The sequence below is a fragment of the Planktothrix rubescens CCAP 1459/22 genome (genome assembly GCA_904830895.1).
Classification (GTDB): Bacteria; Cyanobacteriota; Cyanobacteriia; order Cyanobacteriales; family Microcoleaceae; genus Planktothrix; species Planktothrix agardhii.
In genome coordinates this window covers 4,052,250-4,065,821 of sequence record LR882958.1, presented here as the reverse complement: position 1 = coordinate 4,065,821, position 13,572 = coordinate 4,052,250, and the positions used below count along the sequence as shown (strand labels likewise).

At 39.8% G+C, this 13,572-nt stretch carries 14 protein-coding genes and 1 pseudogene; 8 read left to right on the top strand and 7 right to left on the bottom strand.

Annotation, left to right across the window (positions count from 1 at the left end; genetic code table 11):
* Positions 1-11 precede the first annotated feature (11 nt).
* From NMG86_RS18725 to NMG86_RS18715, 3 genes and pseudogenes are all read left to right on the top strand, one after another.
* Positions 12-1,205, top strand: a complete 1,194-nt coding sequence (locus tag NMG86_RS18725) for a CAAD domain-containing protein (protein ID WP_499103716.1) — start codon at positions 12-14, stop codon at positions 1,203-1,205.
* A gap of 16 nt (positions 1,206-1,221) precedes the next feature.
* Positions 1,222-1,719, top strand: a complete 498-nt coding sequence (locus NMG86_RS18720) for a hypothetical protein (RefSeq protein ID WP_026785674.1) — start codon at positions 1,222-1,224, stop codon at positions 1,717-1,719.
* A 45-nt stretch (positions 1,720-1,764) separates the two neighbouring features.
* Positions 1,765-1,896: pseudogene (locus NMG86_RS18715) on the top strand (DUF1257 domain-containing protein); the annotation flags it as partial.
* Between the two features lie 4 nt (positions 1,897-1,900).
* Here NMG86_RS18715 and NMG86_RS18710 read toward each other — a convergent pair.
* Positions 1,901-2,692 (bottom strand): VanW family protein, encoded by a 792-nt coding sequence (locus NMG86_RS18710; RefSeq protein WP_026796237.1) that lies wholly within the window; start codon positions 2,690-2,692, stop codon positions 1,901-1,903.
* A gap of 234 nt (positions 2,693-2,926) precedes the next feature.
* On the opposite strand from NMG86_RS18710, the gene NMG86_RS18705 reads away from it, so the two are divergent.
* The gene (locus NMG86_RS18705) at positions 2,927-3,175 is read left to right on the top strand and encodes a glycosyltransferase (protein WP_026796236.1); all 249 of its coding nucleotides are present in this window, start codon (positions 2,927-2,929) and stop codon (positions 3,173-3,175) included.
* Between the two features lie 55 nt (positions 3,176-3,230).
* On the opposite strand, the gene NMG86_RS18700 is transcribed toward NMG86_RS18705, so the two are convergent.
* Positions 3,231-3,431: a hypothetical protein gene (locus tag NMG86_RS18700; RefSeq protein ID WP_026796235.1), complete on the bottom strand. Its 201-nt coding sequence runs from the start codon at positions 3,429-3,431 to the stop codon at positions 3,231-3,233.
* Between the two features lie 183 nt (positions 3,432-3,614).
* Here NMG86_RS18700 and NMG86_RS18695 point away from each other — a divergent pair, with 183 nt between their 5' ends.
* Positions 3,615-3,866 (top strand): hypothetical protein, encoded by a 252-nt coding sequence (locus NMG86_RS18695; protein WP_026785679.1) that lies wholly within the window; start codon positions 3,615-3,617, stop codon positions 3,864-3,866.
* Positions 3,863-4,126, top strand: coding sequence for a ParE family toxin-like protein (locus tag NMG86_RS18690; protein ID WP_026785680.1), 264 nt, complete (start codon positions 3,863-3,865; stop codon positions 4,124-4,126). Before NMG86_RS18695 ends, NMG86_RS18690 begins: the two co-directional genes overlap by 4 nt.
* Before the next feature lie 127 nt (positions 4,127-4,253).
* Here the strand turns inward: NMG86_RS18690 and clpB are convergent, their stop codons facing one another.
* The 3 genes from clpB to NMG86_RS18675 all read right to left on the bottom strand — a co-directional run bounded on the left by clpB (position 4,254) and on the right by NMG86_RS18675 (position 9,300).
* Complete coding sequence (clpB, locus tag NMG86_RS18685; protein ID WP_026796129.1) at positions 4,254-6,878, bottom strand: ATP-dependent chaperone ClpB; 2,625 nt, start codon at positions 6,876-6,878, stop codon at positions 4,254-4,256.
* A gap of 357 nt (positions 6,879-7,235) precedes the next feature.
* Entirely contained in the window at positions 7,236-7,421 is a 186-nt protein-coding gene (locus NMG86_RS18680) for a hypothetical protein (protein WP_026785682.1), read from the bottom strand.
* Positions 7,422-7,815: 394 nt separating this feature from the next.
* Positions 7,816-9,300 (bottom strand): mechanosensitive ion channel domain-containing protein, encoded by a 1,485-nt coding sequence (locus tag NMG86_RS18675; protein WP_026796234.1) that lies wholly within the window; start codon positions 9,298-9,300, stop codon positions 7,816-7,818.
* Positions 9,301-9,330: 30 nt separating this feature from the next.
* Between NMG86_RS18675 and NMG86_RS18670 the strand changes: the two genes are divergently transcribed.
* Positions 9,331-10,140, top strand: a complete 810-nt coding sequence (locus NMG86_RS18670) for a sulfite exporter TauE/SafE family protein (protein WP_026785684.1) — start codon at positions 9,331-9,333, stop codon at positions 10,138-10,140.
* A 197-nt stretch (positions 10,141-10,337) separates the two neighbouring features.
* Here the strand turns inward: NMG86_RS18670 and NMG86_RS18665 are convergent, their stop codons facing one another.
* Positions 10,338-11,834 carry a UDP-N-acetylmuramoyl-L-alanyl-D-glutamate--2,6-diaminopimelate ligase gene (locus tag NMG86_RS18665; protein WP_026785685.1) on the bottom strand — a complete coding sequence of 499 codons (1,497 nt, stop codon included), beginning with the start codon at positions 11,832-11,834 and terminating at the stop codon, positions 10,338-10,340.
* 185 nt (positions 11,835-12,019) lie between these two features.
* Between NMG86_RS18665 and NMG86_RS18660 the strand changes: the two genes are divergently transcribed.
* A complete protein-coding gene (locus NMG86_RS18660) occupies positions 12,020-12,760 on the top strand; it encodes a Uma2 family endonuclease (protein ID WP_026796233.1) in 741 nt (246 codons plus the stop codon).
* Here NMG86_RS18660 and NMG86_RS18655 read toward each other — a convergent pair.
* Positions 12,757-13,518, bottom strand: coding sequence for a PP2C family serine/threonine-protein phosphatase (locus NMG86_RS18655; protein ID WP_026796232.1), 762 nt, complete (start codon positions 13,516-13,518; stop codon positions 12,757-12,759). The genes NMG86_RS18660 and NMG86_RS18655 overlap by 4 nt on opposite strands.
* Positions 13,519-13,572 lie beyond the last annotated feature (54 nt).

The window sequence follows — 13,572 nt, the reverse complement described above, 5'->3', positions numbered from 1 at the left end:
AGGCAGATATTATGTCAAATTCTCCCAGATCTCGCAAATCATCCGATGCAAAAGGCAATTCTTCCCAATCTAAAAAACCTAAGTCTACAGTTGATCCAATTCCCACATCAGAATCTGAGGAAGAAACGGGAGTTGATACTTCCCCATCCCTATCTTCAGAACCGCCTTTGGTTGTAGAAGAACCAGTAGCTGAGGAATTGCCCATAGAAGAACCTATTATCGTGGAAGAACCTGTTGTGGAAACGCCGGAACCCGAACCTGTGGCAATTGTGGAAACTCCCGTAGTTGCAGAAACGCCGGAACCCGAACCTGTGGCAATTGTGAAAACTCCCGTAGTTGCAGAAACGCCGGAACCCGAACCTGTGGCAATTGTGGAAATTCCCGTAGTTGCAGAAACGCCGGAACCCGAACCTGTGGCAATTGTGGAAACTCCCGTAGTTGCAGAAACGCCGGAACCCGAACCTGTGGCAATTGTGGAAACTCCCGTAGTTGCAGAAACGCCGGAACCCGAACCTGTGGCAATTGTGGAAACTCCCGTAGTTGCAGAAACGCCGGAACCCGAACCTGTGGCAATTGTGGAAATTCCCGTAGTTGCAGAAACGCCGGAACCCGAACCTGTGGTAATTGTGGAAACTCCCGTAGTTGAGGAAGAACCCACGCCGGAACCGATTGTGGAACAAACTATAGCAGAAGAACCTCCTCTTGTAGAGGAAAAACCTGCCGTTGTCGTCGAAGAACCCACACCGGAACCTTTAGTTGAAGATCAACCGAAATGGGTTAATACTTTAGCAACGGAAATTTTATTCAATGCTGAACCGACCAGTGCTAGTAAAGTTGAAGTGGTGATTGATTCTCCCACGATTTTCTCCTATGATTCTGTTAACCAATCTGTACAACCTATGAAAGAAGAAATTATCGCATTTTTATCCGAACTTCCCGAAAATTTAGGAAGTTTCTTTAAAGATTACAAACGTCCTTTAACCACGGTCGGTTTAATTGTTGCCTTCTTGATCACCTTCAAGATTTTAGTGGGATTAGTAGAAATTATTAATGAAATTCCTCTAATTAAACCCACTTTTGAAACCGTTGGTTTAGGATATTCAGCTTGGTTTATTTATCGTTATCTCCTCAAAGCAGATAATCGTAAAGAAATCAGTGCAGATTTTAATACCCTCAAAGAAGAAATCCTGGGTAAAAAATCATAATAAAATAGTTCTAACAATGACTAATGCCACTCTCAAAAACTTAGCATTGGGCGTTGTGATGGTGACGGTTGGGTTATTACTGTCTCGTTCAGTTGAAGCTCAACCGTTTAACGGCGCATCGACCCCCATGTTTGAAAATATTACCCTCAGTCCTCAATTCAGCCCTAACCCCCTGCTGATTCGCGGATTAAGTGGAGGGCCAACTTTAGCCAAGGATATCACCGGACGAGAACAAACCGAAACCGGAACTTGTCAAGGTTATGTGGATCAAAAACCCGATCATACGATAATTTTAACCACTTTTTTTGATTATTTACAACTTCAAGTCCAAAGTAGCGAAGATACAGTTTTAGTGATTCGAGGGCCGGGGGGAAGTTGGTGTAATGATGATGGTAAGGACATGAATCCTAATATTGAGGGTCAATGGTTATCGGGAAAATATGAAATTTGGGTGGGGTCTTATAAAACTAATGCTTATCACCCCTATGTGATTTCAATTACGGATAAAAAATAGTTAGAAAAGGAAAGGGGAACACCGGAGAAAGAAGTATTTAAATTACTAGGGGCGATCGCGCAGCAATATGGGGCGAGAACAGTTTTAGAGAGTGCCACTCAACAGGGTTTTGCGATCGAGCAGCAGGAAATTTTAGAAGATGGCACAGTGAGGATTGTGATTGGACGTTGGGGATAATAATTTAAGACTTTATGCATGGCTGATAACAGCTAACAGCCTCATAATCACGTTGCCATATCGAAGACTGATCTAATTCGCTTTTGATATAGCGCGAAGTTTTGACGATCCAACCTGATAGATATTCAGAATCCGGTGGATGTAACTGCTCAACTATTTGCGATTCCACTCTTACTTGCCAAGGTTTTGGTGCATTACCCCAAAGACTAGACTCAACTTTGCCTTCTTTTTCTAATACTTCAAAGCGCAGTTGCAAAGGGATTTGACTGTGATTGCGAATGATTAAATCTTTATATCCATTCGCTACCGCCGCATCTTGCCCTAATTCATAAAATCTTGATTCTCCATAGGCATCGATACTATGGCAATGTCGTTCTAAAATCTCGCATCCTGCATAAAGTAAAGTATTGAAAACATTAGTAGCAATTAGGCACAATCCTCCACCCACATCGGTTAGCACTTGACCACGGACAAATACTGGAGCCTCTCGAAATCCATTCGCTTTAGTCGGTTCACCAATGCGAGCGCTAAAGCTGAAAATCTTTTGTGGATTGATGTCAAGGCAGTTCAGTTTTTGAGAAGCAAGTTTCAAGTTCCAAATCCGATTAGCCCGAATTTGAAAGGTACCACGATCAGGTATTGGCGTACTGAACTCAGTCCATTTGTACAAGTAGCGATCGCGATGATCGTGATTTTGCTGATTAGCATAATGGAATGGATATCCTTTGACTAAAACCTTGGCATATTTAAGACTATTACGGATGGGTTTCTTGAAATCTTGCCAGATTTGGTTCATAATTTGGGCGTTCTGAGCTTTTATTTCGTTAGTTAATTTTTACATAAAAATCTATTTTTAGCGCCTAAATATAGCTGTAGTCATTGTTAGCGTAAGGCAGCGCTCCGCACCGCCTTACGCTTTTTGGTTTTTTAGGCGTAGCCCCGCAAATTTAACTTGCAATCTTTATCTTTGACACTGCATAGCGCTATATATTAGAAAGCCATCATCAAATCGCTAAGTAGCTAGAAACCCGTGGGCGCAACTAATCAGACCAAATATCCATCGAACTTAGAAAATCAGAAACCCAAAATTGTACTCACGGGCGGCGGTACTGCTGGTCATGTTAGCCCCAATCTCGCCCTGATTCCCAGCCTTGAAGCTGAAGGGTGGAATGTGGAATATATTGGCTCTAGTCAAGGTATTGAGAAACAACTGGTCGAGCAAGTTGGTATTCCCTATCATGGTATTTCATCAGGAAAATTGCGGCGTTATTTTTCTTGAATCTCATTCGGTAACTGTCGATAGTAATACCAGAAATCGGGGGTTGCACGATATTTCACAGGTCGGTACAACGTCCTTCCCGTAGATGTTGCAGTGCTTTTTGAGCCAGCCCATCGAGCCGACCTGCTGTAACATCTTCTTCAAATTGCCGATCCCATATTTCTGCATCAAATTCTGCAAACCACACCCGGAAAGCGGCTAGTTCCTCTTTCGTTAATTGACTGACAGCACTTTCAATCTCCTGCAAATTACTCATACACTTACAGTAAATTCAGCAATTAGGAATATGGCTAATTATACCACTATTCATCCAATAGGGAATAGATTAAATCTCTAACGTTGTACCAATGCAGATGTTCAGAAACCCGGTTTCTCTTTCCAAAGTTAATGGGTGTTATAATCCAAATATTCTAATTAATGAGTACCACCCGAAGCAACAATGTCAAGAGAAAATATAGCAACAGTTGTTAAAATCATAGAATCTCTTACAGATGCTCAACAGCAACAGCTTATTGAGCATTTACGAAAATATATTAGAGATATAAAAAATAAAAACGCCGATTTTGAAGATGAATTGCAGTGGGATCAATCTTTTCAAAAAAACCAAAGCAAGTTAGTCGCAGCAGCAAAACTGGCAAAACAACAAATTGCTCAAGGACAAGCACAACCAATGGACTATGAGCAATTATGAGGTCTGCTACCTTACCGTCTTTTTGGTCAGAATATCATCGCCTTCCACTGAACATTCGTAAAGAAGCGAGGAAAGCGTATCGTTTATGGTCAAATAATCCTTTTTATCCCTCTTTACACTTTAAGTGTATTAATCGTGATGAGGATATTTGGTCAGTCAGAATTACGCGAAGTTATCGCGCGATTGGAATTTTACAAGAGGATACAGTTACATGGTTTTGGATTGGTAGTCATGATCAATATGAGGAGTTTTTTGGGTAAATTCAAGATTAGGAAATAGAGTAAATATTGGACAATTTTTTTTTAGAAACCTAGTTTATTGTTCTATTTACAGATATAAAATACCCCTTACCGATCAGGTAAGAGGTAAGAAAAAAAGATCAATTTATCACTCTTGAACAGTTAACAATTCCAGGGGTAAACGTTTAAAAACTAATCGTTCGTTTTCGATATCCACAAAAATTGTATCCCCATTCACAAATTCACTGCGAAGAATTGCCTTAGCAATAGGTGTTTCTAATTCCCGTTGAATTGCCCGTTTTAACGGCCGAGCACCATACACCGGATCATAACCGACTTCTGCTAAGAAATCTAAGGCAGAATCCGATAATTTTAACGTCATTTTCCGTTCGACTAAACGTTTCGATAAACGTTCAACTTGCAGACAAACAATTTGTCGCAATTCCGATTTTTGTAAGGCATGGAAAATGATCATTTCATCAATTCGGTTCAGAAATTCCGGCCGGAAACTTGCCCGCATTGCTTCTAATACCCGACTCCGCATTTCTTCATATTGGGAATCAGAACCCGACACATCTAAAATATACTGTGATCCCACATTACTGGTCATAATAATAATGCTATTTTTGAAATCAACAGTATGACCCTGTGCGTCCGTAACCCTGCCATCATCAAGGATTTGCAACATTATATTAAACACATCGGGATGGGCTTTTTCGATTTCATCAAACAGAATTACAGTGTAAGGACGGCGACGAATTGCTTCGGTTAATTGCCCCCCTTCGTCATATCCCACATACCCCGGAGGCGCCCCAATTAAACGGGAAACCGCGTGTTTTTCCATGTATTCCGACATATCAATTCGCACCATCGCTTCTTCCGTATCAAATAAATAGGAAGCTAAGGCTTTTGCTAACTCCGTTTTCCCGACTCCTGTGGGGCCGAGAAAGATGAAACTGGCGACGGGACGGTTGGGATCAGATAACCCCGCTCTTGACCGTTGAATGGCATCAGCAACGGCCGTTACTGCTTCATCTTGACCGATAACTCGGTGATGTAATTCATCTTCTAAAGTTAGAAGTTTTTGCATTTCTGACTCGACTAATTTACTAATCGGAATCCCTGTCCATTTTGAGATGATTTCCGCAATATCGGCTTCGGTGACTTCCTCCCGCAATAGGGTTTTGCCACTGATTTGAGTATTCTCTAATTGGGCTTCTATGGCTTTAAGTTTTTTCTTGAGTTCTTCCATTTTCCCATATTTTAATTCCGCCGCTCGGTTTAAATCATAGTTACGTTCGGCTTGCTGAATTTCAATATTAACCCGATCAATTTCTTCTTTGATGGATTGAATATCAGTAATCACTTTTTTCTCAGATTGCCATTGGGAACTCAGGCTTTGTTGTTCTTGTTTTAATGTTCCTAATTCCGTTTCTATCCGTTCTAAACGTTCTAAAGATGCAGCATCGCTTTCTTTTTTGAGCGATAAACGTTCCATTTCTAATTGCAAAATTCGCCGATCAATTTCATCTAATTGTTCTGGTTTAGATGTAATTTCCATCTTTAATTTAGCCGCAGATTCATCGACTAAATCAATGGCTTTATCGGGTAAAAAGCGATCGCTAATATATCGAGTTGATAAGACCGCCGCCGCGACTAAGGCACTATCGGAAATTTTTACCCCATGATGCACTTCATAACGTTCTTTTAATCCGCGTAAAATTGAGATAGTATCTTCAACGGTGGGTTGATCAACATAAACCTGCTGAAAACGTCGTTCTAAGGCGGGATCTTTTTCAAGATACTTGCGATATTCGTCTAGGGTTGTTGCCCCAATACAGCGCAATTCTCCCCGGGCTAACATAGGTTTTAATAGGTTCCCGGCATCCATCGCTCCTTGGGTTGCACCCGCCCCCACAACGGTATGAATTTCATCAATAAATAGAATAATTGCTCCATTAGAATCGGTAACTTCTTTTAATACTGCTTTTAGGCGTTCTTCAAATTCCCCTCGGAATTTTGCCCCGGCAATTAACGCCCCCATATCTAAGGCAATTAACCGTCTTTCTTGCAAAGATTGAGGCACATCTCCAGCAATAATTCGTTGGGCGAGTCCTTCAGCGATCGCAGTTTTACCCACACCTGGCTCCCCAATTAATACCGGATTATTTTTAGTTCTGCGGCTTAAAATTTGTATAGTCCGACGAATTTCATCATCTCGTCCAATTACCGGATCAAGTTTTCCTTGGCGGGCGGCTTCGGTTAAATCTCGACCATATTTTTCTAGGGATTCATATTTGTTTTCGGGTGTTTGATCAGTCACTTTATTGTTTCCTCTGATTTGAGTAATAATTGATTTGAGTTTGGTTTCATCTAAGTGAAATTCTTGAAATAAAGCCTTGCCAAAGCGATCATCTTTAGGATAAGCTAAAAATAGATGTTCAACCGAAATAAACTCATCTTTGTATTCTTGACGATAGGCTTCGGCTTTATCCAGCAGAGTGTCTAAACTTCGACCTAAATAAACATTAGCAATTGTCCCAGTTATTTTAGGTTGACGATTAATAAAGCTATCAGTTTTTTCTCGAAACTGACCAACGGATATTCCCGCTTTACTCAGGATATTTTTAGTTAATCCTTCCTGTTCCAGCAACGCTTTCATCAAGTGTTCAGTTTCAATTTGTTGCTGTTGGGATTGTTTGACCAGATCGGGAGTCCGGGCTAAGGCTTCCCAGGTTTTTTCTGTAAACTTATTCGGATCGGTAGGTTGCATATTTATCCTCTACTTTAATGGTAATTAATTGATCGAAAATTAACAATATTAGGAAGGTTCTAAGTTAAAGATTTCCTATAACACTTTTTTACTATACCCAACTCTATTAAAGTAGTTTATCTTATTTTCACGACTTTTTTAGTACGGTTCACCGAAAATTAGGTGTTAGGTGTTCGGAAGTCTCACCAAGAGAAAAAAATATAACAGTTAATCTTAAAATCTGAAGGTTTAATGGAAATTAATATCGGGAAATTGGGACATATTCTCAGCTTATTAAGCTAATTTAGACTTTTTTGGGCTGAAAAGCTATGACAATCCCATTATTCCCGATTTTCGGCTATAGATTAAGAATAGTTCCTAATTTTTAATTATAGTAGAACGCTCGGTTCGACGGGCTAGAAAATATTCAACTTCGGCGATCGTTGTGACCCAGGTTTTTAAGTTCCGATTCCAGGTAAACTCAATACGACGTCTAAGTCTTAATTGAGAGACCCGTTGATGAGAAACTCCTAACATTCGAGCTACATCAGATTGTCTTAACATGGAAATTTTTAACCAAAAATGGGGATATTGATGAACAGTAGGAAGTTATTTTATTAATACTACTGTTCATCAGATTTGGCTTGATTCTATCAGGGTTCTCTTGAAAAAAAAACAGTATTTATTCGGAAAAATAATTCGGTAAGATCGCACTTTTTCGCAAATTTGCGTAATTTCACTGATCTGATGGAGCAACAAAAAGTAATCCTTCTTTTATAGTAACCGCCAAGGTAGTTAAGACACCAGACGGATCTTGTAACCCAGACGGTAAAGTGTTTTCCCCCCTGTTCCCTCCCCCCCTAGCCCCCGTGCACGGGCGGGGGCTGTTCCCTGCTATATCACTATAGGGAAAGTATCCATAAAATTGCCTAAAAATTAATTAATATTATTTTTACTTTTAAATTCCAAATAGTGATTTCATGCGCTCCCTGATCCAGACCAGAGGATTGATCTCTAAATCTTCTTCTTCCCCTAATACTCCCATTTCTCTTAATAGTTGCTGACGTTCAACTAATTCCTGTTTGCGTTCAACTAATTTTTCTGCAATTTGATCCGCGACTTGGGGATATTTAGATAAAAAATAATGAAATACATTTCTATCTACCACAAATAAAATTGTTGTTTCTATGGTTCTAGCCGCCGCCGTGCGGGGGATTCCCATAATTAAAGCTAGTTCCCCAAAGAAGTCTCCCGCTTGTAAATTTCTAATCTGTTTATCGAGTTTTTCTGATAGAATTTCTACGGAACCTGAAAGAATAATATGAAACGCATCCCCTGGATCTCCTTCATGGAAAATAAAGGCTCCAGAAACAACGGTTTCTCGATAACCTTGTTCAATTAATCCTAATATTTCCAGTTCGGTTAACTGTTCAAAATAAACAACTTTTCTCAATAAATCTCGTAGGGATATATGATTGATAGATTCTAGTTCTAACCCTTGAGAATTTTCAATGGCTTGAATCGGAAAAGATTGGGTTTCAACCTCAGAATTAACAGCAGTTGGATGGGAATTGAAAATCATTCTTAGAGCTTCGGGGTTTTTAATCCAGAAATCTCTTTGGGGGAGGGGAATAGTAATATTGTTTTTTTTAAAAGCATTTTCAATCATATAGTTTAAAGCACTTTGAATCGGAAGTCTGGCTTTGGGTTGATCAATCCAAACTAAGAGTTCAAAGTTAATACAATCATCTCCAAAATTTCTTAACCAAACTTGAGGAGCGGGATAGGATAAAACCCTAGATTCTTGACGAGCAACGGTTAATAAAACTTCTGTAACTAACACCGGATCACTTCCATAAGCTACGGGAACTTTAATATGAATTCTACTATTAATATTTCCATAACTCCAGTTAATAATATTAGCATTAACTAAACTTTGATTGGGGACAATAATTGAGATTCCATCATTGGTTAAAATTGTTGTAGCGCGAATTGATATTTTTTTAATATTACCTTCTAAATCATCAATTTCAATATAATCTCCTACTTTTACCGGACGTTCAATTAGTAGGATTAATCCACTGACAAAATTCTGGAATAATCCTTGAAATCCTAACCCAATTCCAATCCCTAAACCCCCGGCTAAAAACGCTAAAGATCGAATATCTAAACCGCAGGCTTGAGGAACAATAATAAACCCTAATGAGATGATAAAATAATAAAAAATTGTAGCGATCGCTTCTCGACTTCCTTCATCAAATCCCCATTTGATCAATAATTTATCCCGTAGCCAGTTTGTCACTAATCTAGCGAAGAAAATGACGACTAATAGTGATATAATTACCGTAATAATTAAACTAACCGAAATCGTGATTTCACCGACTCTAATGGGTTGGGTGAAAATTGTATATAGAAATTGTATAATTTTCTGAATAATTGTCATAATTATGGTTATCTATTACAAAAAAACAAAATGACTACATTTCAATTAATTATTTTAGCAGGTGGAGGATTAATTGCTGGAATTTTAGCAGGATTTTTAGGAATAGGGGGCGGGACGGTTTTAGTTCCATTATTATTAGCATTAGGATATACGCCTATTCAAGCGGTGGCTACAAGTAGTTTATCCATTGTGATTACGGCTATTTCTGGAAGTTTTCAAAATTGGCGCATGGGATATCTGAGTTTAAATAAAGTAATTGGAATTGGATTTCCTTCGGTATTAACGGCACAAATAGGGGTGTTTTTGGCGGGAATATTTACCCCTAAATTATTATTATTTTTATTTGGCTGCTTATTATTATTAAATGTTTATTTAGTAGAAGTTCGTAAACAAATAACAGCAAACAAAAAACAACTAGAGGAACAACAAATCTCTGAATCTACTATTAATTCTGAGGATAATATTCCATTTAATCCCGTTTTTGCTCGGATTTTAACCGGAAGTTCCGCCGGAATTTTAGCCGGATTATTTGGAGTTGGTGGAGGAATTATTATGGTTCCTTTGCAAATATTACTATTAGGAGAAACCATTAAAGTTGCTATTCAAACCAGTTTAGGCGTGATTATGATTACCGCTATTTCTGCTTGCATTGGACACGCAATGCAAGGAAATGTATTATGGATTCCAGGAATTGTTTTAGGTTTAGGAGGATTATTAGGAGCGCAAATTAGCACTAGATTTTTACCAAAATTATCTGATCAAACCGTGACTTTAATGTTTAGAATATTTTTAATTATTATCTCAGTTTATATCTTTAAACAAGCCTGGTTATCTTCGTAGTTACCTCTTTAGGGGTGTTTCAGGACTCTGGAAAAATACCACAAAAACTCAGTTTTATAGAGAGTAGATGGTCATAATTATTTGCTAGATTAAAATTTAGTTTTCGCTGTTTTAGCCCTTGCTTAAGAGCGCCCAAGCGCAACAACGAGAAGAACAAATTTTATGACCATCTAGTGACTCGGTTGATTTTTATGGTGTTACTTGATCCGAATAGCTAAAGCATTCCGGGCTTGTTCTCGATCATCAAAATGGATTTTTTCAGTTCCCAAAATTTGATAATCTTCGTGACCTTTTCCCGCAATTAATACCCCATCTCCAGGTTTAGCCTCCAGAATAGCAGTATGAATTGCTTTAGCTCGATCTACAATTACAATCGGTTTGATCCTGTCAGGAATTCCAGCCAAAACATCTTTTAAAATCTGTTCCGGGTCTTCCGTCCGGGGATTATCTGAAGTCACAACCGCAATATCAGCTAATTCTGCCCCAATTTTCCCCATTTTCGGCCGTTTGGTGCGATCGCGATCGCCCCCACAACCAAATACACAAATCATCCGACCCGGAATAAACGGACGGGACGCCTTCAGTAAATTCTCCAAACTATCGGGGGTGTGAGCATAATCCACAATTACGCTAATATCCTGATCAGGGCTAATTTGTACCCTTTCCATCCGCCCCGGAACCCCCTCAAACTGAGCAGTTTTTTCGACAATGGTAGTTAAATCTAATCCTAAACTTAACCCCGCCCCGACAGCAGCTAACAGGTTAGATAAATTATATTGGCCGACCAAAGGTAAATAAAATTCCGCCTCTGTTTGGGGAGTATGGAGAACACCCTTAACCCCTGTCGGTTGATAGGAAAGTTGATCCGCCCACAGGTCAGCCGTTGAGTCACTGGTGCTATAACTCCAAGCCCTATCCCCCAATTGGGCTATTAACCTTTGGCCATAAGGGTCATCGGCGTTAATAATCGCTCGACCTTTGAGATATTCGGGACTAAATAATAACGCTTTGGCGGCAAAATAATCCTCCATCGTCGGGTGATAGTCCAAATGATCTTGGGTCAAATTGGTGAACACGGCCACTTGAAACGGACAACCGAGAACCCGTCCCTGGTCTAACGCATGGGAACTCACCTCCATCGCCCCAAACTCACATCCGGCGGCTACGGCCTGGGCCAGTTGTCCCTGTAATTCTACGGAAAAGGGGGTGGTATGGGTTGCCGTTTCTTGGAATCCTGGCCAACGGGCGTACAGGGTTCCCAGTAAGGCTGTGGGATGGTTACTATTGCTGAGGATAAATTCAATCAAATGGGTGGTTGTGGTTTTCCCATTGGTTCCTGTCACCCCTACCAGGCGCAATTTTTCCGCCGGATGGTCATAAAAAGCCGTGGCAATTTGGGCGCAGACTTGGGTGAGATTATCGCTGGGAATAATACAGGGATGTTCGGCGGTAATGCGGTCTTGGGTTTTTTCGATGGCGGCTGGGGAAATAATCGCGGCTACCGCACCGGAGGCGATCGCACTGGGCCAAAATTCCCCGCCATCGACCCGAGTTCCGGGCATTCCTAAGAATAAATCCCCCGGTTGACAAGCGATGGAGTTCGTCGTTAACCCCTTAACTTCTTGTTCTAAAGCCGGGTGAGACTCGGAAGATATTGATATTCCAACTTTTGCTAATAACTCTTTAAGCTTCATCTGCTGCATCATAGGTTATTTAGTAGATAGTATGATAGATTAATGCAGATTAACACAGATTAAAATCCGTGAAATCCGCATCACGGATTAAACGGATTACGCAGATTAACACAGATTAAAATCCGTGAAATCCGTGAAATCCTCTTAAATCCGCGATCCTCATTTCCTTTATTTTAATTAAAGTTATGGTTTCTCAACCTGCAACTCTTAACCCAACGGAAATTATCTATCCCGAAACCGATGGCAAACCCATGGCAAATAATACCGAACAATTTAATTGGATTGTAGCAATTGAACAGAATTTAGAATGGTTATTTGCTAATGATCCTAATGTATTTGTAGCCGGGGATTTGTTCTGGTATCCGGTGGAGGGAAAACCCCATATTGTGAATGCACCGGATGTTTTAGTGGTATTAGGAAGACCGAAAGGAAAACGGGGTTCCTATATGCAATGGAAGGAAGAAGGAATTGCCCCACAAGTAGTTTTTGAAATTCTTTCTCCGGGTAATACGAAGTCGGAAATGGAACGGAAATTAGTGTTTTATGAACGCTACGGAGTTGAGGAATATTATATTTATAATCCCGACAATTATCAATTCCAAGGTTGGCAACGTGGGGATGGGGGATTAGATGTAATTGAAATCTCTGAAAATTACGTTAGTCCTCGGTTGGGGATTCGTTTTGAAGTTTCAGAACACCCACTACAAATCTATCACCCTGATGGGGCAAAATTCTTGTCTTATGTGGAAATTAACCAACAGTTAGAGCAGGAAATTCAATGGGCAGAAACCGAACGTCAACGGGCAGAAACTGAACACCAACGAGCAGAGGAAACGGAAATATTATTAAGACAAGAAACCGAACGTAGTCAACGGTTAGCAGAACGTTTACGACAGATGGGAATTAACCCAGATGAATTAGATTAAGGGTTAAAACTAGCTAAGATTAATGTTAGATCATCATCGGTTCTTTGTGTTAACCGAGGCGATCGCAAAAACCCCATTAACTGTTCTTGAGCATCGGTTTCATCGGTGATAGTTTCTACAAATTTAAACAGAGGAGAAAAGAACGGGTGATGGGGTTTTCCTTCTGGCATTTTTAACGCCAACATTTGTAAACCATCGGAAAAAGCAGCTAAATATTTTGGTTGTCCTAACCAGAGGTTAAATTGGGCATTTTCAACAGCATTAGGAGCAATTAAAAATACAGTTTCATTCAGATATTCTCCCCTGGTTGGTATGGTTAATTCCAGAATATTTCCGGTTTTATCTTCCACAACCATCGCCCCATCTCCCACTTGAGCAACGGCGACTAATTCCGGTGTAGCTATACCGATAATTAAAGTAGTTGCTAATTCCCTAACTTCTATTTCTTGGGTAACAGATTCGTTTTGAATAGCAGTTAAAGCTTCGTTTAAAGCCAATTTTAAATAATCTTCCCAAACGACATTAATATCAACAGAATTAATCTGTTTTTCCAGAGTCTCTAACGCTATTTTAACCGCAATATTCGCTCCCAAATCCGCTAATTTTGCCGAACCCGCCCCATCAGCTACGGCAAAAATTAATTGATTATTAGATAACCGTTTATAACCTTGGGCATCCTGACAGGGAATATTGTGTTTTTCATGACTTTTTCCGGTAACAGATGCTGCAACAACTTGCCAATGACCCATTAAATTCATTGTAATTTTATATAGTTTAACTACGGATAAAAAACTCCTATTTCTTATGAATAA

Bases quoted from the DNA above. Each gene is read 5' to 3' on its own strand.
- NMG86_RS18725 (WP_499103716.1), top strand. From the start codon at position 12: ATGTCAAATTCTCCCAGATCTCGCAAATCATCCGATGCAAAAGGCAAT.
- NMG86_RS18720 (WP_026785674.1), top strand. From the start codon at position 1,222: ATGACTAATGCCACTCTCAAAAACTTAGCATTGGGCGTTGTGATGGTG.
- NMG86_RS18710 (WP_026796237.1), bottom strand. From the start codon at position 2,692: ATGAACCAAATCTGGCAAGATTTCAAGAAACCCATCCGTAATAGTCTT.
- NMG86_RS18700 (WP_026796235.1), bottom strand. From the start codon at position 3,431: ATGAGTAATTTGCAGGAGATTGAAAGTGCTGTCAGTCAATTAACGAAA.
- NMG86_RS18695 (WP_026785679.1), top strand. From the start codon at position 3,615: ATGTCAAGAGAAAATATAGCAACAGTTGTTAAAATCATAGAATCTCTT.
- NMG86_RS18690 (WP_026785680.1), top strand. From the start codon at position 3,863: ATGAGGTCTGCTACCTTACCGTCTTTTTGGTCAGAATATCATCGCCTT.
- clpB (WP_026796129.1), bottom strand. From the start codon at position 6,878: ATGCAACCTACCGATCCGAATAAGTTTACAGAAAAAACCTGGGAAGCC.
- NMG86_RS18680 (WP_026785682.1), bottom strand. From the start codon at position 7,421: ATGTTAAGACAATCTGATGTAGCTCGAATGTTAGGAGTTTCTCATCAA.
- NMG86_RS18675 (WP_026796234.1), bottom strand. From the start codon at position 9,300: ATGACAATTATTCAGAAAATTATACAATTTCTATATACAATTTTCACC.
- NMG86_RS18670 (WP_026785684.1), top strand. From the start codon at position 9,331: ATGACTACATTTCAATTAATTATTTTAGCAGGTGGAGGATTAATTGCT.
- NMG86_RS18665 (WP_026785685.1), bottom strand. From the start codon at position 11,834: ATGAAGCTTAAAGAGTTATTAGCAAAAGTTGGAATATCAATATCTTCC.
- NMG86_RS18660 (WP_026796233.1), top strand. From the start codon at position 12,020: ATGGTTTCTCAACCTGCAACTCTTAACCCAACGGAAATTATCTATCCC.
- NMG86_RS18655 (WP_026796232.1), bottom strand. From the start codon at position 13,518: ATGAATTTAATGGGTCATTGGCAAGTTGTTGCAGCATCTGTTACCGGA.